This window comes from Ruegeria profundi (genome assembly GCF_001507545.1).
Taxonomy (GTDB): Bacteria; Pseudomonadota; Alphaproteobacteria; order Rhodobacterales; family Rhodobacteraceae; genus Ruegeria; species Ruegeria profundi.
In genome coordinates this window covers 1-20,516 of sequence record NZ_LQBP01000018.1, presented here as the reverse complement: position 1 = coordinate 20,516, position 20,516 = coordinate 1, and the positions used below count along the sequence as shown (strand labels likewise).

Below are 20,516 nucleotides of genomic sequence, written 5' to 3'. Positions count from 1 at the left end.
TATTCGTTGTGTTTGACCACAATATCCCGTTACAGTTACGCGGTGAGGCCCAATCTATCGGGCACGTTAAGGAGACCAAGAAATGGCAAAGCCTATGACAAAGACTCAGCTGGTTGCTGCTCTCGCTGAGGAAATGGGAACCGACAAGAAAGCCGCCAACAGCGCGCTGGAGGCTATCACTGGCCTGATTACCCGCGAAGTATCGGCTGGTGGTGCGGTGACCTTGCCTGGCGTCGGCAAAATCTATTGCCGCGAGCGCCCCGAGCGCATGGTGCGCAACCCTGCCACTGGCGAGCAGTTCAAGAAAGAAGCCGACAAAGTGGTCAAGATGACCATTGCGAAGGCGCTTAAGGACAGCGTCAACGGCTAATCGCAGGCAGCATGAACAATGATGAAGGGCCACCCGATCGGGGGCCCTTTTTCTATGGTGTCAGTTTCTATGGCGTTAGTGCAGGCTCAATAATACTTCCAGATCGCGGCGGCTGAGCCGGTTCATCAACGTACGTTCATCCACCGTCAGCTTTGCATCGCCACGAATATATTTCTCAAGATATGCCGCAATGTCGCTAGTTGGCCTGTAGTACAAGTCCGGTGAGGACTGACTGAGTTCGTTAACAAGCCGCAGCAGGATCTTCTTCTGCTTTTCAGCATCAAGGTCTTTGCGTTTTTCTTCCAACATTCTGTGTTTATCCCAGTTGCCTTTACCGGAAGATAGCGTAGCAGTAAGCTCTGCCAACTCTGACCCGCATAACAAAAACCGGGCGAATGTACTCCGTTTTCGTTCAGAGCAAGGTCATTGAGCCGATCAGATCATTCGGAAATCCAGATTGAGGTCAGCGGGCAACGCGCGACTATGTTCTCGTTGTTTGTTTTTTGATGCGTGTCTTACATCGCAAGGCCAACCAACAAAATCGTGACAGCCATGCCTGTGCTAAAGGCATGGTATTTTTGACAAGGATGCTTGCGACCCACCTGAAAATCAGAAAAAGTCCCACCGTGTTAATGGGGGACCAATGGATTTTCGCGCAATCGCCATGGGGCTGGTTTTTGCCTTCATCTGGTCGTCAGCCTTCACCTCGGCCCGGATCATCGTCGCGGATGCTTCACCCTTGTTTTCATTGGCGCTGCGGTTTTTGATCTCGGGTTGCCTCGGGGTCGTAATTGCCCGTGTGATGGGGCAAAGCTGGCATCTGACACGATCCCAATGGCGTGCAACGATTTTGTTCGGTATCTGCCAGAATGCCCTTTATTTGGGTCTAAATTTCTATGCAATGCAAACGGTTGAAGCCTCGGTAGCGGCCATAATCGCGTCCACCATGCCCCTTCTGGTGGCATTTGCGGGTTTTCTGTTTCTGGGCGAAAAGCTACGACCGGTCGCGGTATTAGGCTTGTTTGCCGGATTCGCAGGCGTCGCACTTATCCTGAGCACCCGCATCGGCGGTGGTGTCGATCTATTCGGCGTAACACTGTGCTGCATCGGCGCTTTGGCGCTGACATTTGCAACGCTCACCATTCGCGGCGCCACATCAGGTGGAAACTTCATGATGGTGGTCGGGTTACAGATGTTGGTGGGTTCGGCGGCCCTGTTTGTTGCCGCGCCCATGTTTGAGACAATATTCATTCACCCAACCGTACCCCTTGCGCTGGCGTTCACTTATACGACGCTGTTTCCAGGTCTGTTGGCCACCCTGATCTGGGTGTTGTTGCTGGATCGGATCGGTGCGACCCGTGCCGCAACCTTCCATTTCCTCAATCCGGTGTTCGGTGTCAGCATCGCGGCGATCCTTTTGGGGGAACAACTCGGACCGCTGGATTTAGTCGGGGTGGGGATCACCACCTTGGGCATTCTGGCTGTGCAGCTGTCGCGGCAGCCATCTCAGGGAAGCACGGCCTCGACCTGACGCAGCAGCTTTGACGAATCCGGCCGGACATTCGATCCAAACGTGGCGACGACAGAGCCATTTTTATCAAGTAAAACCTTGTTGAAATTCCAACGCGGTGCAAACCCGGTCTCGGCCCGGACTGCCTTGTAAAAAGGGTGCGCATCCGGCCCGATGACCGGTGTGATATCGGTCATCGGCAGGGTCAGGCCAAAATTCACGTCGCAAAACTGCTTAACGTCTTCGGCCGAGTTCAGCTCTTGATTGAACGAATCCGACGGTACGGCCAACACGACCAATCCACGATCCGAATACTCTTCATGAACTTGTTGGAGTGCTTCGTACTGGCCCGTAAATCCACATTGCGACGCCGTGTTCACCACCAGAACCGCCTGGCCTCGCCAATCCTCTATCGACAATGTGCCCCCGTCGATCGACGGAAACTCACCACTCATCTGTGACGCTTGAACGGTGCGACCAATCAGGATTAAAGCGGTCAAAAGAAGTACACGAACCATTTCTACCCCTCCGATATAATAGGTATACGCGGCAACCGCCCACGTGGATCATACACACGACACCGCGAGGCCGCTGAAATGGGCTTTTTATTTCCTCTCTGGCGCACCAGATTACATATCAGTCAAACCAAGCGGGAGGAACCATGACGCGTTTCACCAAATCCAGTGAAGCCATTGCTGCCTTGACACCCGAACAGCTTCGCGTGACGCAACGCAACGGCACTGAACGTCCGGGAACGGGCGCGTACCTGCACAACAAGGAACCGGGCATCTACGTGGATATCGTATCAGGCGAGCCACTGTTTGCCTCCACCCATAAATACGAATCTGGGTGCGGCTGGCCCAGCTTTACCAAGCCAATCATTGATGAACACGTGCTGGAAAAATCTGACACAAGTCTTGGCATGGTGCGGGTCGAAGTACGCTCGAAACACGGGGACAGCCATCTGGGCCACGTGTTTCCTGATGGGCCGCGCGAGCATGGCGGCCTGCGATATTGCATCAACTCTGCCGCGCTGCGGTTCATTCATCGCGATGAGATGGAGGCCGAAGGGTACGGCGATTACCTGAACCATGTGGAGGATATCTGATGACCGAAGAACGTGCCGTACTGGCCGGGGGCTGTTTCTGGGGCATGCAGGACCTGATCCGCAAATTGCCGGGGGTGTCGCGCACCCGTGTCGGCTATACGGGCGGTGACGTACCAAACGCAACTTATCGCAACCACGGAACCCATGCCGAAGGGATCGAGATCTTTTTCGATCCAACAAAAATCACCTATCGCGAATTGCTGGAGTTCTTCTTTCAGATTCACGATCCAACAACGCTGAACCGTCAGGGCAATGATCGCGGGATGAGCTATCGATCGGCGATTTACTATGTTGACGACGCGCAGAAACAAGTGGCCCTGGACACGATTGCCGACGTGAATGCGAGCGGGCTATGGCCGGGCAAGGTTGTAACCGAGGTCGAGCCTGTCGGTGATTTCTGGGAGGCCGAGCCTGAGCATCAGGACTATCTTGAGCGTATCCCGAACGGCTATACCTGCCATTTCCCACGTGCAGATTGGGTGCTGCCCAAGCGCGACGCGGCAGAATAGTGAGGCAGCCCCCTTGCGGGGCTACCCTGACGCCACGCGAGGCCGACCACTGGCCTCAACAGTGATCATCGCCTCGACGAACACGTCTTGCGCTTCGATCCGTGCGGTGCGGATGTCCCGATCGACCACGACCCGGATATCCGCAGCCCCGGCTTCGCGAACGGCGCCTTCTGCCTGATCCCGCAGCACAGATTCAAGCATGTCCAGTGCCGTGTCGGATTCGGTAAAGTCTTGCGGACCATCTTCAAGATGAACCCTATAGCGCCCCTCGGACGGGGATGTCACCGTCCCGGACCGGCGCAGAGTAAGCCGCCCGACCACGGCACCGATGGCATTGGCCACGCCTGCGTGCTCAGGCAGGATCATCCGGGCGTGCAAGCGTTCACCAACTGCCGGGTAATAGCTGGGGGCCGACGCGCCAAGCCCCACCACATCCACATTCAACGCTGCATCCAGCGCCAAAAGCCCACGATGCTTTGACAAGCCTTTGCGCGTCAGAACATGGCGGGCTAAATCGGCGGGTGGCAGACCGAAATTATCTGCTTCTTCGGCAAAAGCAGTCTCTAATAGGGTCAAAACGGTCTGTTCCGTTAGCTGATGTACAATCATCTCCGCCAAGTTTCTGGGCGCGGCTGCCAGCCTGTCACCAGTTCCCACACGCTTGCGTGCCATCAGTTCCAGCGCTTTCTCGGCAGCCTCAGCATCCCAGCTATCCAGCCGGCCCAGTACGTGGCTGGCATCTGATGGCGTGACGCCCGAAACCTGAACGATCCCTCGATCCACCAGACGCGTCAGGGCCCCGTTCTCCATCCGGGTGCGCAACAGATCGCTCAGCGGCATAACCCGGTCTCCCAACCGCTCGATCAAAGCCTCTTCGCGTCCACCCAACCCCCCGGCGTGAATACCGGGAACAAGCCGCGCAAAGCGCGTGTCATGTTCACCAACAGTGGTCGACCGTAGCTGCGCATCCAAAACGGCATGAACGATTTCGGGGGCTTCTGACGCAATCAGAGAGACTGGCACCACCCGCCGCGGCCCCAGAAACACCCCGCCGCCCAAGCCTTCGGTCACAGCATGCACCTGACTGTCACCGCCCAAACCATGAGTCCGCATCGCCACGGCCTCGACCATAGTGCGAAACCCGCCGACCTGTGCACCTGCTGGATCTATCGCCGGTTTCCCATCCCGGATCAGTGCAACATCCGTGGTCGTGCCGCCAATATCCGAAACCAACGCGTTATCAGCCCCCGTCAGCCAGCTTGCCCCAACAATGGACGCCGCCGGACCGCTTAGGATCGTTTCAATCGGTCGCTCACGCGCTTGCTCGGCGCTCATTAATGCGCCATCGCCGCGTACAACCATCATCGGGGCGGTTATGCCAAGCTCCAATAGCTGATCCTGGGCCCGCCCGATCAAGCGGTCAATCATTCCGATCAAACGGGCATTCAAAACCGCTGTAACGGCGCGTTTCGGACCGTTTAGCTTGGCTGAAAGATGATGCGAACACGTCACCGGCGCACCGGTCCTATCCGCAATGAATCGCGCGGCCTCTAACTCATGCGCGGGGTTGCGCGTGGCGAATTGAGCGGCCACCGCAAAGCCAGAAATGCCTTTGTGAGAGGCTAAAAACGACTCCAGCGCCGCAATGTCCAGCGGAGCAGCCTGTCCTCCGGCATGGGTATGACCGCCTGATAAGACGAGGGCCGGATCACCTTTCAGCGCATCCCTCAGACCGTGCTTACCAAGGTCGTCTTCCTTGAACCCGATATAGATCAGCGCCACGCGCCCGCCCTGCCCCTCGACCAGTGCATTCGTCGCCAATGTGGTCGACAGCGATGCCATCGAGATTTGCTCTGGCGCCACCTGCGCCGCGTCCAGAACTGCCTGAATCGCCTTACCGACGCCAATTGCCAGATCAGACCGCGTCGTCAGGGACTTGGCCGAGGCGATCACCTCACGCTCATCCCGAATCAGAACCGCGTCCGTGTAGGTTCCACCCGTATCCACCCCCAAAGCCAGCGCCATCTGGAACTCCTTCCTGTTCGCTGTCGTTGGGTGTAACGGTTTGGACCGACACGTCCAGCCTGTTTGCGTCAGCTACAACAGTTGTTTGACCGCCCAGCGCGCCGCATCTGCCACAGCAGGGTCCGGATCGTTAGTCAATTCCTGCGCCACCGGCAACAGTTCTGCCGTATCAGAATTCCCGATTGCGTAGAGCACGTTGCGCACAAATCGATCTCGTCCGATCCGCTTGATGGGCGAACCGGAAAACTTTGCGCGGAATGCAGTGTAGTCCAGCGCTGCCAGCTCTGCCAACGACGGTGCCTTCAAATCATCACGGGCTGCATAGCGGATATCGCTTGCTGCCACCGCAAATTTGTTCCACGGGCACGCGGCCAAGCAGTCATCGCAGCCATAAATCCGATTACCGAGTTTCGACCGCAACTCTTCATCCACCGGGCCTTTGTGTTCAATGGTTAAATAGGAAATACACCGTCGCGCATCCAAGCGATACGGCGCAGGAAAAGCATCTGTCGGGCAGGCATCCAGACAGGCCCGGCATGATCCGCAATGATCCACCTCTGCCATGTCAGCTGGCAGGTCCAGAGTGGTAAAGACCGACCCTATAAAAGCCCAATTGCCCCAGTCCCGGCTTACAAGATTGGTGTGTTTTCCCTGCCAGCCAAGCCCAGCAGCATGGCCCAGCGCCTTTTCCGGAACCGGTGCGGTATCAACAAAGACCTTCACCTCTCCGCCAGCCTCAGAAATCAGCCAACGCGCCAGACGTTTCAGCCGCTTCTTGACCAGATCATGATAATCCTTGTTCTGCGCATAAACGGAAATCGCGGCTTTGTCCGGGTGGTTCAGAACCTCTGTCGGATCGTGTTCAGGCGTATAGCTTTCGGCCAGCATGATCACCGACCGTGCATCCGGCCACAATGCCGCGGGATCGCCACGCCAATGGGTCCGCTCAGCCATCCAGCCCATCTGCCCGTGATACTCAGCCTCCAGAAACGCCTCAAGGCGTGCAGGGACTTCGGGAACGTCCCACGGACGACACACGCGGCATGACACGAACCCTTCGGTCAGCGCCTGCGCCACCAGCTTATCCTTTAGGCTCGATCCGTTCGTCATCTGGTTAGAGTAATCCTCGGGCGGTGAACGGCGAAAGCCCAAGCTTCTTGTGGGCGATTCACACCAAAATCAGGCCAGCGGCCCCCGGGTGCAGTTATCAGAAATCCAGGTCGGCGTAATGGGACGGAGGCCGGAATCCCGGAACTTGATCCGCCAGAATCGATCGGAATGCAGGACGTGATTTAATCTTGGCGTACCAATCCTTAACCGCCTGGGATCGGTTCCAATCTACATCCGAGATATAATCCAGCGCTGAAAAATGCGCCGCCGCTGCGAAATCCGCCAAAGTCATGGTGTCCCCAGCCAACCAGCGGCGATGATCCAACAACCAAGCCATGTAATCCAGATGGTACTTGATCGCGCGGGCACCTTCCTTAACGTTCTTGCTGTCTGGATAGCCTTCGCCGGTTACTTTCTTGTTGACCCGCTCGTACAGCAGCTTTGATGTGACCTCATGGTGGAATTTATCATCGAACCACCCCACGAGGCGCCGAACCTCATACCGAGCGTCAGGGTTTTTTGGCATCAACGAGGGTTCCGGGCGGGTTTCTTCGATATATTCACAGATAGCGGTGCTTTCTGCCAAAATCTTCCCATCCAGACGCAAGACCGGCACTTTCCCCGCAGGATTGCGACGCAGAAAATCCGGGTCTCTTTCCCAGTATTTCTCTTCGACCAGTTCAACCTCGATCTTTTTTTCCGCAAGGGACAGGCGGACTTTCCGGCAAAAAGGGGACAGGGGAACATGAAACAGACGCGCCATGGGCTTCCAATCGAACCAGTGTAGACCCCTCAGCTTTAGCCTTGAGGGGCAATAAGTTTCAATCCTCGAAACAGTTTGAGCGACCATCTGCGCGGATGGTGGCCGCTCCATCCAGTATTGCCGCGGCCCGCCTGCGGGTGCGAACCGAAGGGTCCGTGACAGATCGGTTACGTGGTGAAGGCAGGATGGCGGCAATCCGGGCCGCTTGTACCGGGCTAAGCTGGGCGGCAGACACATTGAAATTCCGTTGGGCTGCTGCCTCAACACCGAATACGCCCTCTCCGGTTTCAGCCACGTTCAGATAAACCTCAAGGATGCGCTGCTTGCTCCAGAAGATCTCAACCACCGGCGTAAGCGAGGTTTCCAGAGCTTTGCGAACCCAGCTGCGCCCTTGCCACAGGAATACGTTCTTGACCACTTGCTGAGAAATGGTCGATGCGCCACGAGACCCCCCATTTTCCAGCGCATCGCGGATCGCCTCGACGTCAAAACCCCAATGCAGGCAAAAGTTCGCGTCCTCGGCCGCGACAACGGCACGTGCCATAACCGGAGAGATGTCTTCGATCGGCACCCAATTCCGCTCTACTTTGCCCAACCGGCGCCATTCGGACCAGATGGTATGAGTCAATGGAGGGTTCACCACGGAGTAAAGCGCCACCAACCCAACAACAATAACAACCACACCCAACACAATACGGGTCGCCCAAAGACGAATCCGCGTGGATGTTTGCTTTTGCGTTTTGGACGCCTTGCGTTTCTTGCTGCCCGACTTGCTTACTGCCTTTTTTGCCATCCTTTTGCTATACGACGCGGCGCGAGGCTTGAAAACGGCTTAAATCGCCAAGGCGCGCGCTTCGCGCGGGCGGATCACCGGGCGGGCGGTTTCCGGCAGAACCGGGTTGCGGGCACGTAACTCTGGGAACAGGGATAGCAACTCAGCCTGAGTATCCCGATCCGACGCGCGTACCGCATGTCCGGGATAGTAGCTTTCGCTTTTCGCCCCATTAGCGATAAGTATCTCGTGTCGTGAGAACAGCAGGTGGATGTATGTAACCTCATCGCATTCGACGCGGGTGACAGTCTCGCCGTTAACCAGGCAATGCGCTGCGATCAGCACCTCTGAGTAACCAAACAGATACGGCGCGCGCCAGTCTTCGATAAGCATCCTATGCTGAGGAGATACGATCAGCGCATGATCCAGACCCAGCACGCCGGCCTCGAACCGAACTGGGGCCAGCTTGCCTTCGGCCTTAATAGTGGTGCGACCAACCCACAAAACAGGCTGCGTGCCGTTATCCGCAGTTAACACCGGATCGCCAGGCTTTAAGTCTTCGACAAGGCGCAAACCACTCGGCGTTTCGATTAGCGTACCGGGCGTGAAACAGGGAGGGCCAAGTTCGCCAACATCCAACGGACCCTGCGACGTAACAAATGAAGACGATACAAATGTTCCGGGTTGCAGAACCTGACCATCGGTTGGTGTAAAAACCCGTGTACCGTCGGCAAGATAAAAAGTCGTGCCGGTATATGTGACATTCCCCATGCCCGAAACGTTGATCGTCACCGTATCGCCGGGCCACGAGCGGGTAACATCCTGACCATTCACCGTGTCGTTGTTGAACCGGTCAATATCATCATCGTCATTTTGATCGACCAGCGTGTAGCTCTGCACAGTCAGCGCCGTCCCGGCCGCCGGCGGGTTCGCTGGGTCCATGTCAAAAAACTGATCTGTATAGGTCGTCGGCATAAGTTCGCTCTTGCCTCTTCGTCACATTGCACAGCAGCTTGGCAGCAAACTGTGAAGGAACTTGGACTTTTGTACGAGCGCCTGATGATAAATCAATAAGTGCATATAAATTTGACAAAAATAGAAAACCCGCGTGCTTTCTACGACACGCGGGTTTGTCAGCAGCGAAGACTGACGGGTTTACTCTGCCGGCACCGCAGTGGCTTCGTGGGTCAAAGGATAGCTGAGCTTGTTCAGCATCTCTTTCGGACAGACCTGAAGGAAGTTCGCCTTTTCAACATCCCAATGCTGCAGGATATCGGCGGCTTTGCGGCTGAAGGTTTCGGTCTGATGCGCCTGAACCAGCGATTTCAACTGGTTTTCCCAATGGTCAACCGTCACCGGACAGGTCACCAGCGTTTCCTTGTTCATCAGCTTTTCCGCCTTACCTTCAGGGTCGTAGAGATAGGCCATGCCACCGGTCATGCCCGCACCAAAATTGGCACCAATATCGCCCAGGATCACTGCGACACCGCCCGTCATGTATTCACACCCGTTCGAGCCGCAACCCTCGATCACGACTTTTGCGCCCGAGTTCCGAACCGCAAAACGCTCTCCGGCGCGTCCGGCAGCAAACAGGTGCCCATCGGTGGCGCCGTACAGAACTGTGTTGCCGATGATGGTGTTTTCATCCGCCTTCAACGGGCTGACCTGCGGCGGTCGCACCACAATGGTGCCGCCCGACAGGCCCTTGCCGACATAGTCGTTGGCATCGCCCGATACCTCAAGCTTCAGACCCGGTGCAGCAAATGCCCCCAGCGACTGTCCGGCCGAGCCCTGCAGTTTTACGTGCAAGTGGTCGGGCTGGAAGGTATTCCGCATACCGAAATTCTGAACGATATGGCTTGAGACGCGGGTGCCCACGGTCCGATGCGTGTTCTGCACCGCGTAAGACAGCTGCATCTTTTCACCGTCTTTCAGGAACCGCGCGGCATCGCGGACGATCTCAGCATCCAGCGTATCCGGCACCGCGTTGCGGTCCTTGTCTCGGTTGTAAACGATGTCTTGCGCGCCATCGACCGTGATCAAAAGCGGGTTGAGATCCAGATCGTCCAGATGCGCCGAGCCTCGGCTGACCTGTGCCAGCAAATCCGCGCGTCCGATTACTTCGTCCATGGAACGCGCACCAAGGCTGGCCAGCAGTTCGCGCACTTCCTGTGCGTAGAAGGTGATCAGGTTGACCACTTTATCTGCGTTGCCCGTGAACTTGGCGCGCAGTGATTCATCCTGCGTACAGACACCAACCGGACAGGTGTTCGACTGGCACTGACGCACCATGATACAGCCCATCGCGATCAGAGCGGCTGTACCGATGCCGTATTCCTCGGCCCCCATCATCGCTGCCATGACGATATCGCGCCCGGTACGCAGACCGCCATCGGTTCGCAGCGTGACGCGATCCCTCAGGTTGTTCATCGCCAGAACCTGATGCGCTTCGGTCAGGCCCATCTCCCACGGGAGACCAGCATATTTGATCGAGGTCGCGGGCGAGGCACCTGTGCCGCCATTGTGACCCGAAATAAGGATAATATCCGCTTTTGCCTTTGCGACACCGGCGGCAATCGTGCCAACGCCGGACGACGCCACCAGCTTAACCGTCACCTTGCAGCGCGGGTTGATCTGTTTCAGGTCATAGATCAGCTGCGCCAGATCCTCGATCGAGTAGATGTCGTGGTGCGGCGGCGGCGAAATCAGCGTCACGCCTTTGGTCGAGTGACGCAGACGCGCGATCAGGTCAGTGACCTTCATGCCGGGCAGCTGGCCACCCTCACCGGGTTTTGCACCTTGGGCGACCTTGATCTCAAGCTCTTCACACTGGTTCAGATATTCGGCGGTCACGCCAAACCGGCCCGAAGCAACCTGCTTGATCTTGGCCGATGGGTTGTCGCCATTTGGCTCTGGCACAAAATGCGCCGGGTCTTCACCACCCTCGCCCGAGTCGGATTTCGCACCAATCCGGTTCATCGCCACGTTCAGCGTCTTATGCGCCTCGGGCGACAGCGCGCCCAGCGACATGCCCGGCGTGACAAAACGTTTACGGATCGAGGTGATCGACTCGACCTCTTCAATCGGCACGGGCTTGCCCAGCGGTTTGAAATCCATCAGGTCACGTAGGTGGATCGGTGGGTTCGCCTGCATTTTGGCCGAGTATTGCTTCCACAGCTCATATGATGCGCGGTTGCAGGCCATTTGCATCATATGCATTGACGTTGCTTCCCACGCGTGGGTCTCACCTGATGTCCGGGCTTTGTAGAACCCGCCGATGGGCAGAACGTCCAGACCGCTCTCCCAGCCTTTGGCATGGATTTCTTCGACTTTGGTCTGAATACCGGTGACGCCGATCCCGGATATCCGGCTGGTCATGCCCGGGAAATACTCGGCAACCATGGCGCGGCTCAGACCCACGGCTTCAAAGTTCAGACCGCCACGATACGAGGAAATCACCGAAATCCCCATCTTGGCCATGATCTTCAGCAAGCCCTGGTCGATGGCTTCGCGATAGCGCGCGACGTTTTCCGTCAATGTGCCATCCAGCAAACCGCGATCAATACGGTCTGCCAGCGAATCCTCGGCCAGATAGGCGTTTACAACGGTTGCACCGCAGCCGATCAGTACGGCGAAATAGTGCGGGTCCACGCATTCCGCTGCACGAACATTCAACGAGCAGAAGGTCCGCAGCCCCTGACGGGTCAAATGCGAATGCACGGCGCTGGTCGCCAGGATCATCGGCATCGCAACGCGTCCTGATCCCGAGTTCATGTCAGACAGCACCAGATGCCCCGCGCCCGAGCGCACGGCTTCTTCTGCTTCGGCTCTAACACGGGTCAAAGCGGCGCTAAGTGCACCGCGTCCAGGTTCAAAACTACAATCGATCTCAGCCAGCGGAGCGTTAAAGTTCTCAACCAGTTTGTCCCACTGCGCATTGCCGACGAAGGGGCTTTCCAGCACGATGATCTCGGTCTGGCTGCTGTCCTCGTCCAGCACGTTCTTAAGGTTTCCGAACCGCGTTTTCAGCGACATCACCCGGTATTCACGCAGTGAGTCAATTGGCGGGTTGGTCACCTGGCTAAAGTTCTGGCGGAAGAAATGGCTTAGCGGGCGGTATTGCTTGGACAGGACGGCTGACGGCGTGTCGTCACCCATCGAGGCAATGGATTCTTTTCCGTCCTCAGCCATTGGGGCAAGAATCTGCTCTAGCTCCTCAACCGAATAGCCAGCTGCAATCTGACGCTTGCGCAGTTCTTCACCTGAGAAAATCGGCACTTCGGTCACACCGGCCAGCGACTCGTCCAGATCGTTGATCTTGCTGACCCATTCGCCAAAAGGCAACGCGCGCGCCAGCTTGTCCTTGATCTGCTTGTCGCGGTACAGCTTGCCCTTTTTCATATCGACCGCAAGCATTTGACCCGGTCCCAACGCGCCTTTTTCGGTCACGCTGGCCTCGTCAATCGGCACCATGCCTGCTTCCGAACCCGCGATGACCAGACCATCGCCGGTCACGACATAGCGCATCGGGCGCAGGCCATTGCGGTCCAGGCCGGCACAAACCCAGCGCCCGTCGGTCATCGCCAGCGCGGCGGGGCCATCCCAAGGCTCCATCACCGAGTTGCAGTAGGAATACATATCGCGCCAGGCCTGTGGCAGTTCCACCGCCTGCTTGGACCAGCTTTCGGGCACCAACATGGTTTTAGCCATCGGGGCCGAACGGCCAGCACGCACAAGAACCTCGAAAACCGAGTCTAATGCAGCTGAGTCCGAAGACCCACCGGCGATAATCGGCTTGATGTCTTCGGCATAGTCGCCAAAGGTCGCCGATGCCATGCGGATTTCATGGCTTTTCATCCAGTTGATGTTGCCCTTCAGCGTGTTGATCTCACCGTTATGGGCCAACATGCGGAACGGTTGCGCCAGCCACCATTGAGGGAACGTGTTGGTCGAATAGCGTTGGTGATAGATCGCAAAGTTCGATTCAAACCGCTCATCCATCAGATCGGGGTAGAAGACAGCAACCTGCTCGGCCAGCATCATGCCTTTGTAGATAATTGAGCGGCAGGACAGCGATGCAAGATACAGACCCGAAATGCCCGAAGCGATGGCTGCTTTTTCAATGCGACGGCGGATGACGTAAAGCTCACGCTCAAACGTCTCTTCATCCACACCCTTGGAGTTCGAGATCAGGATCTGCTCAATCTCGGGCCGGGTCGCGTTGGCCTTTTCGCCAAGACAGGTCACATCCACCGGCACATGACGCCAGCCATAGATGTAATAGCCCATGCGCAGAACTTCGGTTTCCACAATGGTCCGGCACCGTTCCTGCGCACCAAAATCGGTGCGGGGCAAGAACACCTGACCGACCGCAATCAGCTCACCCATGTTCGGTTCATGCCCTGTGCGGCGTATCTGGTCGTAAAAGAAAGGAACCGGGATCTGAACGTGGATACCCGCGCCGTCACCTGTTTTGCCATCGGCGTCCACCGCACCACGGTGCCAGATCGCCTTGAGCGCATTGATCCCGGCGTCCACAACCTTGCGCGATGACTTTCCGTCAACCGAAACAACAAGCCCGACACCACAGGATGAATGTTCTTCCTGCTCGGAATAGAGACCGTTTTCTGCCATCCATTTGCGCTTGGCTTCTTCGGCCTGCACCCAATTGGCATCATATTTGGTCATTGGCTGTCTCCTTCTTCCGAGGGGGCATACATGGCTTCAACCTCGGCTTTGGTCATTTGCTGGCGCTCACCCGCGAACGCGTAACCCTTGGGTTTCTTGTCGATATAAAGTTCAAGTTTCAGCGGGTGGTCGATGTCTTCGAAGAGGCCCGCCGCCATATGTGTGTGTCCATAAATCTCACCCGGCAGTGTGATCCGGTACCACAGGGCCGACCCACATTCGGAGCAGAAGGCGTTCTGCCCAGTCGGATGAGGTGAAGGTCTTGACCGGGCCCAGAGCGGCATAGCCATGCTCGGCCGGGAACGTGATAAGCATCGAACTGGTCCAGCGGCGGCATTGGTCGCAATGGCACGCACCAAGCGCATCACGCGCCGGGGTCGCGGTAACTGTGACCGCACCGCACATACACTGGCCTTGCAATTCGGACACTCCGTTCCTCCTGCCGCTGGGCGTGACTGTTACTCGGCCGCGATTGCAGCCTTGCTGTTGAACGTGTCGATGATCGCATTGGCGCAGTCGCGTCCGTCCCGGATCGCCCAAACAACCAAAGACGCGCCGCGCACGATGTCACCAATCGCGTAAACGCCATCCATCTCGGTCGCACCGGTCTGGAAGGCGGCCTTGACGGTTCCCCATCGTGTTACGGGCAGGTCTGGCTGTCCGAACAGAGTGGGCAGATCCTCGGGCTCGAAGCCCAGCGCCTTGATCACAAGATCCGCTTCTTCGACATAATCCGCGCCTTCGATAACTTCAGGCGCCTGACGACCCGAGGCATCGGGCTGACCCAGTCGCATTTTTTGTACCATCACACCGGTGACGCTGTCATCGCCGGTGAATCCTTTGGGCGCGCTGAGCCATTCAAAGATGACGCCTTCTTCCTCGGCGTTCTGTGTCTCGCGTTGCGAACCGGGCATGTTGGCGCGGTCACGGCGATACAGACATTTGACCGAGGTCGCGCCTTGGCGGATAGATGTGCGCACACAGTCCATCGCAGTGTCCCCGCCGCCGATCACGACAACCTTTTTGCCCTTGGCATTCAGACGTCCGTTGTCGAAATCCTCAACCACGTCGCCAAAGCTCTTGCGGTTCGAGGCGGTCAGGAAATCGATAGCCTTTTCAATGCCATCCAGACCGCTGCCCGGCATGGAAAGATCACGCGACTTGTATACGCCCGTGGCGATGATCACGGCGTCATGCTTGGCACGGATTTCGTCGAACTTGGCCGCGTCCACGTCGCAATTCAGAACAAACTCGACCCCACCGTCAGCCAGCAGATCATTGCGGCGCTGCACGATATCCTTTTCGAGTTTAAATCCCGGTATGCCATACATCAGCAGACCGCCAGCGCGATCATAGCGATCATAGACCGTGACCTGAATCCCGGCACGACGCAGCATATCTGCAGCCGCCAGACCACCGGGGCCGCCACCAATGATCCCAACACTCTCGCTGCGCTCGGATGGCGGGGAAACAGGCATGACCCAGCCCTTATCCCATGCTGTATCAGTTATGTATTTCTCGATTGAGCCAATGGTAACCGTCCCATGACCCGATTGCTCGATCACGCAGTTGCCTTCGCACAGACGGTCCTGCGGGCAGATGCGGCCGCAAATTTCCGGGAAGGTATTCGTGGCCTGGCTGGTCTGATAGGCCTCTTGCAACCGTCCCGTAGCGGTCAGGCGCAGCCAGTCCGGAATGTTGTTGTGCAAAGGACAGTGCGACTGGCAATACGGAACACCACACTGACTGCAGCGGCTGGCCTGTTCTTCCGCCTTGGCCGAAGCGTATTCGGCATAGATTTCGTCAAAGTCGTCTTTGCGGTCATCGGCGGCACGCTTTTCGGGCATGACACGATCGATCTGGACAAATTTCAGCATCGCTTGCTTGGCCACGGGTCGGACTCCATGAATTGGCTTGGTCGCGCCTGTTTACGGGATACGTTCAGATATTAAAAGTCAATTGTACTTACCTATTTTGAAAAAAATGCAGGACTGCGGCAAAAATTTTGAAGAAAAGTACAATTTTTATATCCGATTCGGACCTATTTACATGCTTTCCTTTTTCACACCACACTTATACCCATTGCTCGCAACTATTACGTGACGGCAACACGGCAGGTTAAATGAGTTTATTTCAGTTGATTCTCGCGGCGATTATTCAGGGTATCACCGAATTTTTGCCCGTCTCATCATCGGGTCACCTGATCCTCTTGCCCAACCTGACCGGCTTGGATGACCAAGGGCTTGCAATCGATGTCGCGGTGCATGTTGGTACGCTGGGTGCTGTGGTTCTTTATTTTTGGTCCGATGTAAAACAGCTCATCGCGGGTCTGCCGCGCGCCCTGACAGGACGAATTGATACCCCGCAGGCACGCTTGGCGATGAGTTTGATCATAGCAACGATTCCCACCGTTATCGTTGGGGCCATCCTGTTTAAAACCGGTTTCAGCCAGTCCCTACGCTCAATGGCAGTCATCGGGTGGGCAATGTTGGGCTTCGGGCTTTTGCTGTATTGGATGGACCAGAACGGCCCGCAAACCAAAAAGACCAGCGACTGGGGTTTGCGGGATGCAATGATCATGGGGCTGTGGCAAGTGCTGGCGTTGATCCCCGGCACTTCACGTTCAGGGATCACAATTACCGGCGCACGGCACCTTGGCTACAAGCGGGAAGACGGCGCGCGGCTTGCAATGCTGATGTCAATCCCCGCAATTGCGGCCTCGGGCGTGTTGCTTTCCGCGGACGTCATCCACGAAGCAGACACGCAACTGGCCAAAGACGGGGCAATCGCCGCCCTCTTTGCATTTGTTTCGGCTCTTTTGGCCCTTAGCCTGATGATGCGCCTGCTACGAAGCGTCAGCTTTACACCCTATGTCATCTATCGCGTCATACTGGGCGCGATCCTTTTGGTGATCGCTTATAGCTGACTAAGATCGCAGGTTGTCAGCCGACTTCTGAATCTCATCATACTGACCCGAGGGGCGGAACTTCCACAGATAGTCCGGCAGTACAGACTCCAGCGTCGCCGGAGCAATGCCCAGATCCGCAAAGCTTTTGACACCATCGGCCACCACATTGTCCCGCCGCAGGTTTTTTAATTGATCACGGGTCAGGATGGGATTGGGGAACAACTGAAACGTGACAAATTTCACAAGATCAAGAACGTTCGCCATGATCCACGCCGCCCAATAGGGCACACCTACGATTACACGTCGGCGATTGATCACGTCCAGCATCTGCTGCATTAATGCGCGGAAAGTTTTTACTTCGGGTCCGCCCAGCTCATAGACGCCGCCGCCAGCATTTCCCAAAACGCCTTTTACGGCGGCTTTGGCTACGTCATCCACGTAAACCGGTTGAAACTTGGTCTCAGCCCCGACCAAGGGCAGCAGCGGCCCCATACGCGCCATTCCGGCAAAACGGTTAAAGAACTGGTCTTCTGTTCCAAAAATAATCGACGGGCGCAGGATCAGCGCGTTTGGCATATGCGCCAGCACACCGGCCTCACCATCCGCCTTGCTGCGGGCATATGCGCTGTTCGATCCGGCATCCGCACCAATCGCCGAGATGTGCACCATGCGCTCAACACCTTGGTCAGCGGCAATGCGTGCTATGCGCGCCGCGCCGTCAGCCTGCACCGCATCGAACGCGTTCTTCCCCAGTTCGTTCAGAACGCCCACACAGTTTACCACGGCATCGGCGCCATGCATCACGGCTGCAACAGACGCATCGTCGCGGATATTGCACAGCACGGGTTCGACCTGTCCCACCACGCCGTACGGCTTGACAAACATCGCCTCATTCGGGCGCCGCACGGCAACCCGCACGCGCCATCCTTCGTTTGCCATACGCCGAGCGATATACCGACCGACAAATCCCGATCCGCCATAAATCGTGACCAGTTTGGACATGCGAGGGCTCCTACTGACTGGTTTTGACCTGAATTAGCGCTCAAAGCCCTCGCAAACAAGGCGCAATAACGCCGCGAACATGCGAAAACTCGACAGGCTGTGAACCAACGTGGTTGTGTGACAAAAAACTTAAAAAAACTTCCCGAATCCGGTTGACGCCCCCCGCCAGTAGGCTTAAACGCCCCTCCACGACACCTGCCCAGGTGGCGGAATTGGTAGACGCGCTAGCTTCAGGTGCTAGTGTCCGTATGGACGTGGAGGTTCGAGTCCTCTCCTGGGCACCAATTGTAGTATCAATATACTGATAATAATTGTCTTTTTTTCACAGCCGCATTTTATCCCCTGATATATCCCCTGTATTTTCGTCCATGCTTGCTAAGTCCTAGAAGGCGGAGAGTCCATGTTTTGACTTGGTTTGCTCTGCTAGGTCCGTGAACACAGTTAGCGCCGTGCATCCGTCAGCCATTCCAACTTTAAACCGAAGGATTCTTGAAAAGAAAATCTGTGCGCTTTGATTTGGCGATGCATCGAGGGGCTGAAGCGACACCGCAAAGCAGACGTTGAGCAGATTTCACTGAATGACTGCACCGAGCCCGAAGCGGCCACTTACGGCAGCGTCAAATGAGTACTTAGCACGTGACTTGACACGTGACTTGAAAAATCGAGCGCTATAGAAATGTCACATCTACAATTCCTGCATTTCGACACCGGGAGCGATTTTTGATGCCACACTTTCTGAGCATTCTTGCGCTGACCAGCCTTGCGTTTTCAGCCGGATCAGCGAGCGCCCAAGACATCGCCGATACGATTTATACCGGTGGTCCGATACTTACGATCAACGACGAAGCGCCAACCGCAGAAGCAGTTGCGGTGAAAGACGGTCGCATTCTTTCCGTGGGGACGCTCACTGATGTGATGGCGCAACAGGGCGACGAAACCGAGATATTCGACCTGGAGGGACGAACGATGGTCCCCGGTTTCATCGACAGCCACGGGCATGTTGTTTTCGGTGGCTTACAAGCGTTGTCGGCTAACCTGCTGGCGCCGCCCGATGGCGAGGTGACCGATATCGAAAGTCTGCAAAATACACTGCTGGACTGGGTTGAAGAGAACAGCGCCGCTGTAGAAGAAGCTGGCGTGATAATCGGCTTCGGCTACGACAATGCTCAACTTGCGGAACAACGACACCCAACTCGTGAGGACCTCGACGCCGTGTCGGACCAGCTTCCCATCATTATTGTGCACCAGTCCGGCCATATCGGTGTGGCGAACTCCAAGACGCTTGAGATAGTAGGCTATGATGCATCAACGAAAGACCCCACAGGCGGCATTATCCAGCGCGGCGCAGGTGGTGAGCCAAATGGGGTTCTGGAGGAGTATGCGTTTTTTGGGGCGCTGGTTCCCGTCTTGTCGCAACTCGGACCGGAGGCCTTCGCAGCATTTGCAGTTGCCGGCTCTGAACTCTGGGCAAGTTTCGGCTATACTACCGGGCAAGATGGCCGGTCTTCTGGTTCAAGCGTCGAGACGCTGAAGGCCATGGCGAGCGAAGGTCGGATACCGATCGACGTTGTCGCATACCCCGACGTTCTTGAGGCAAGAGAATACATTAGTGAGAATGTCTCCCGAGAGTACGATAACGGCATTCGCGTCGGTGGCTGCAAACTGACCATTGATGGATCGCCGCAAGGCTTTACCGCGCTAAGGGACCGCCCTTACTACGATCCGATCGGCGACTATCCGGCAGGCTATGCGGGTTATGCTGCGGTTACCATGGAGAAGGTCCAAGAGGCGGTGAACTGGTGCTTCGAGAATAATATACAGATCATCACGCACGCGAATGGCGAAGGCGCTTCCGACATGCTGATCGCGGCACTCCACGCTGCGCGCGATCAATACGGTGATCCGGGGAACCGGCCGGTGCTCATCCATGGTCAGTTTTTGCGCGAGGACCAAGTCGACGCGTATAAGGAACTGGGCGTGTTCATGTCACTGTTCCCGATGCACACATTTTATTGGGGCGACTGGCATCGCGACCGAACCGTGGGCCCGGTAAATGCAGAGAATATCTCACCAACAGGGTGGCTGGTTCAAAGAGATATGATGTTCGGTTCGCACCATGATGCGCCGGTGGCTTTTCCGGACAGTATGCGCATTCTCGACGCGACGGTGACGCGCCGGACACGATCAGGAGACATTCTTGGCCCGCATCAACGTGTTGATGTCGTGACAGCCTTGAAGGCTTTAACAATCTGGCCAGCCTGGCAACATTTTGAGGAAGACGAAAAAGGATCAATCGAGGTCGGCAAACTCGCGGATTTTGTGCTGCTAGCGCAGGACCCTACTGCCATTGATCCTGAAAAACTTGATGAGAACCGCGTGGTTGCCACGATTAAAGAAAACGATGTGATCTTCGAAGCGAGTGGAGAGACTAAAGAAGGTAACATCCGAATGTCGCCTTTCATGAGCGACCCGGTGACCGCACACATGTTCCTTCACGCCATGTATCAAGGAACTGGAGTAGAGGCACCCTGGCTTCAGCGGCCCGCTTACCGTTTCCCGTGAATGCAAGAAAAGCCGCTCGCACGAGTGTTAGCGATGTCTCCTTCGTCCTGCGCTGCCGTCGTTCGGGCAATTCGCAGCGAACGGCAGCTCCGTCTAAGGTTTGTGGCTGCTGTCAGCGTGAGCTGCAGCGGCGATAAATCTGACAAGGAGGAAAGCGCGGGCAGATTTCGGTGCTATGGGGATTGTGGC

The 20,516-nt window shown here is 56.5% G+C and carries 18 protein-coding genes and 1 tRNA gene; 7 read left to right on the top strand and 12 right to left on the bottom strand.

From position 1 onward, the window contains the following. The first annotated feature begins 82 nt into the window (after positions 1–82). Positions 83–370: an HU family DNA-binding protein gene (locus tag AVO44_RS20095; protein WP_068341148.1), complete on the top strand. Its 288-nt coding sequence runs from the start codon at positions 83–85 to the stop codon at positions 368–370. Positions 371–445: 75 nt separating this feature from the next. On the opposite strand, the gene AVO44_RS20090 is transcribed toward AVO44_RS20095, so the two are convergent. Beyond that, a complete protein-coding gene (locus AVO44_RS20090; RefSeq protein ID WP_233422043.1) occupies positions 446–736 on the bottom strand; it encodes a hypothetical protein in 291 nt (96 codons plus the stop codon). A gap of 277 nt (positions 737–1,013) precedes the next feature. Between AVO44_RS20090 and AVO44_RS20085 the strand changes: the two genes are divergently transcribed. Beyond that, the gene (locus tag AVO44_RS20085; RefSeq protein ID WP_068341142.1) at positions 1,014–1,901 is read left to right on the top strand and encodes a DMT family transporter; all 888 of its coding nucleotides are present in this window, start codon (positions 1,014–1,016) and stop codon (positions 1,899–1,901) included. On the opposite strand, the gene AVO44_RS20080 is transcribed toward AVO44_RS20085, so the two are convergent. Beyond that, entirely contained in the window at positions 1,877–2,398 is a 522-nt protein-coding gene (locus AVO44_RS20080; protein ID WP_068341140.1) for a glutathione peroxidase, read from the bottom strand. The genes AVO44_RS20085 and AVO44_RS20080 overlap by 25 nt on opposite strands. 143 nt (positions 2,399–2,541) lie before the next feature. On the opposite strand from AVO44_RS20080, the gene msrB reads away from it, so the two are divergent. After that, positions 2,542–2,988 (top strand): peptide-methionine (R)-S-oxide reductase MsrB, encoded by a 447-nt coding sequence (gene msrB, locus AVO44_RS20075; RefSeq protein ID WP_068341137.1) that lies wholly within the window; start codon positions 2,542–2,544, stop codon positions 2,986–2,988. Next, on the top strand, positions 2,988–3,497 hold the full coding sequence (gene msrA / locus AVO44_RS20070) for a peptide-methionine (S)-S-oxide reductase MsrA (RefSeq protein WP_068341134.1): 510 nt from the start codon (positions 2,988–2,990) through the stop codon (positions 3,495–3,497). The genes msrB and msrA overlap by 1 nt, the downstream gene beginning before the upstream one ends. Before the next feature lie 21 nt (positions 3,498–3,518). Here the strand turns inward: msrA and AVO44_RS20065 are convergent, their stop codons facing one another. The 9 genes from AVO44_RS20065 to AVO44_RS20030 all read right to left on the bottom strand — a co-directional run bounded on the left by AVO44_RS20065 (position 3,519) and on the right by AVO44_RS20030 (position 15,747). Beyond that, positions 3,519–5,522: a hydantoinase/oxoprolinase family protein gene (locus tag AVO44_RS20065; RefSeq protein WP_068341131.1), complete on the bottom strand. Its 2,004-nt coding sequence runs from the start codon at positions 5,520–5,522 to the stop codon at positions 3,519–3,521. A gap of 72 nt (positions 5,523–5,594) precedes the next feature. Continuing rightward, positions 5,595–6,632 carry a tRNA epoxyqueuosine(34) reductase QueG gene (gene queG, locus AVO44_RS20060; protein ID WP_068341129.1) on the bottom strand — a complete coding sequence of 346 codons (1,038 nt, stop codon included), beginning with the start codon at positions 6,630–6,632 and terminating at the stop codon, positions 5,595–5,597. 97 nt (positions 6,633–6,729) lie between these two features. Further along, a complete protein-coding gene (gene fzlA / locus AVO44_RS20055) occupies positions 6,730–7,395 on the bottom strand; it encodes an FtsZ-binding protein FzlA (protein WP_068341126.1) in 666 nt (221 codons plus the stop codon). 58 nt (positions 7,396–7,453) lie between these two features. Further along, positions 7,454–8,188: a monofunctional biosynthetic peptidoglycan transglycosylase gene (mtgA, locus tag AVO44_RS20050; RefSeq protein ID WP_068341121.1), complete on the bottom strand. Its 735-nt coding sequence runs from the start codon at positions 8,186–8,188 to the stop codon at positions 7,454–7,456. A gap of 39 nt (positions 8,189–8,227) precedes the next feature. Beyond that, on the bottom strand, positions 8,228–9,142 hold the full coding sequence (locus AVO44_RS20045) for a Hint domain-containing protein (RefSeq protein WP_068341119.1): 915 nt from the start codon (positions 9,140–9,142) through the stop codon (positions 8,228–8,230). Between the two features lie 180 nt (positions 9,143–9,322). Continuing rightward, positions 9,323–13,855, bottom strand: coding sequence for a glutamate synthase large subunit (gene gltB, locus AVO44_RS20040; protein WP_068341117.1), 4,533 nt, complete (start codon positions 13,853–13,855; stop codon positions 9,323–9,325). Next, positions 13,852–14,013 carry a hypothetical protein gene (locus tag AVO44_RS21750; RefSeq protein WP_338057466.1) on the bottom strand — a complete coding sequence of 54 codons (162 nt, stop codon included), beginning with the start codon at positions 14,011–14,013 and terminating at the stop codon, positions 13,852–13,854. Before AVO44_RS21750 ends, gltB begins: the two co-directional genes overlap by 4 nt. Positions 14,014–14,032: 19 nt before the next feature. After that, positions 14,033–14,284 carry a GFA family protein gene (locus tag AVO44_RS21745; protein WP_338057465.1) on the bottom strand — a complete coding sequence of 84 codons (252 nt, stop codon included), beginning with the start codon at positions 14,282–14,284 and terminating at the stop codon, positions 14,033–14,035. Positions 14,285–14,313: 29 nt separating this feature from the next. After that, a complete protein-coding gene (locus AVO44_RS20030) occupies positions 14,314–15,747 on the bottom strand; it encodes an NAD(P)-dependent oxidoreductase (RefSeq protein ID WP_068341115.1) in 1,434 nt (477 codons plus the stop codon). 230 nt (positions 15,748–15,977) lie between these two features. On the opposite strand from AVO44_RS20030, the gene AVO44_RS20025 reads away from it, so the two are divergent. Further along, on the top strand, positions 15,978–16,781 hold the full coding sequence (locus AVO44_RS20025) for an undecaprenyl-diphosphate phosphatase (protein ID WP_068341112.1): 804 nt from the start codon (positions 15,978–15,980) through the stop codon (positions 16,779–16,781). On the opposite strand, the gene AVO44_RS20020 is transcribed toward AVO44_RS20025, so the two are convergent. After that, entirely contained in the window at positions 16,782–17,765 is a 984-nt protein-coding gene (locus tag AVO44_RS20020) for a complex I NDUFA9 subunit family protein (RefSeq protein ID WP_068341109.1), read from the bottom strand. Positions 17,766–17,962: 197 nt separating this feature from the next. Here AVO44_RS20020 and AVO44_RS20015 point away from each other — a divergent pair. Together AVO44_RS20015 and AVO44_RS20010 are read left to right on the top strand one after the other, a co-directional pair. Beyond that, positions 17,963–18,049, top strand: a tRNA-Leu gene (locus AVO44_RS20015). 439 nt (positions 18,050–18,488) lie between these two features. Continuing rightward, positions 18,489–20,327, top strand: a complete 1,839-nt coding sequence (locus AVO44_RS20010) for an amidohydrolase (RefSeq protein ID WP_068341106.1) — start codon at positions 18,489–18,491, stop codon at positions 20,325–20,327. The last annotated feature ends 189 nt before the right edge of the window (positions 20,328–20,516 follow it).

Bases quoted from the DNA above. Each gene is read 5' to 3' on its own strand.
- AVO44_RS20095 (WP_068341148.1), top strand. From the start codon at position 83: ATGGCAAAGCCTATGACAAAGACTCAGCTGGTTGCTGCTCTCGCTGAG.
- AVO44_RS20085 (WP_068341142.1), top strand. From the start codon at position 1,014: ATGGATTTTCGCGCAATCGCCATGGGGCTGGTTTTTGCCTTCATCTGG.
- AVO44_RS20080 (WP_068341140.1), bottom strand. From the start codon at position 2,398: ATGGTTCGTGTACTTCTTTTGACCGCTTTAATCCTGATTGGTCGCACC.
- msrB (WP_068341137.1), top strand. From the start codon at position 2,542: ATGACGCGTTTCACCAAATCCAGTGAAGCCATTGCTGCCTTGACACCC.
- msrA (WP_068341134.1), top strand. From the start codon at position 2,988: ATGACCGAAGAACGTGCCGTACTGGCCGGGGGCTGTTTCTGGGGCATG.
- AVO44_RS20065 (WP_068341131.1), bottom strand. From the start codon at position 5,522: ATGGCGCTGGCTTTGGGGGTGGATACGGGTGGAACCTACACGGACGCG.
- queG (WP_068341129.1), bottom strand. From the start codon at position 6,632: ATGACGAACGGATCGAGCCTAAAGGATAAGCTGGTGGCGCAGGCGCTG.
- fzlA (WP_068341126.1), bottom strand. From the start codon at position 7,395: ATGGCGCGTCTGTTTCATGTTCCCCTGTCCCCTTTTTGCCGGAAAGTC.
- mtgA (WP_068341121.1), bottom strand. From the start codon at position 8,188: ATGGCAAAAAAGGCAGTAAGCAAGTCGGGCAGCAAGAAACGCAAGGCG.
- AVO44_RS20045 (WP_068341119.1), bottom strand. From the start codon at position 9,142: ATGCCGACGACCTATACAGATCAGTTTTTTGACATGGACCCAGCGAAC.
- gltB (WP_068341117.1), bottom strand. From the start codon at position 13,855: ATGACCAAATATGATGCCAATTGGGTGCAGGCCGAAGAAGCCAAGCGC.
- AVO44_RS21750 (WP_338057466.1), bottom strand. From the start codon at position 14,013: ATGGCGGCGGGCCTCTTCGAAGACATCGACCACCCGCTGAAACTTGAA.
- AVO44_RS20025 (WP_068341112.1), top strand. From the start codon at position 15,978: ATGAGTTTATTTCAGTTGATTCTCGCGGCGATTATTCAGGGTATCACC.
- AVO44_RS20020 (WP_068341109.1), bottom strand. From the start codon at position 17,765: ATGTCCAAACTGGTCACGATTTATGGCGGATCGGGATTTGTCGGTCGG.
- AVO44_RS20010 (WP_068341106.1), top strand. From the start codon at position 18,489: ATGCCACACTTTCTGAGCATTCTTGCGCTGACCAGCCTTGCGTTTTCA.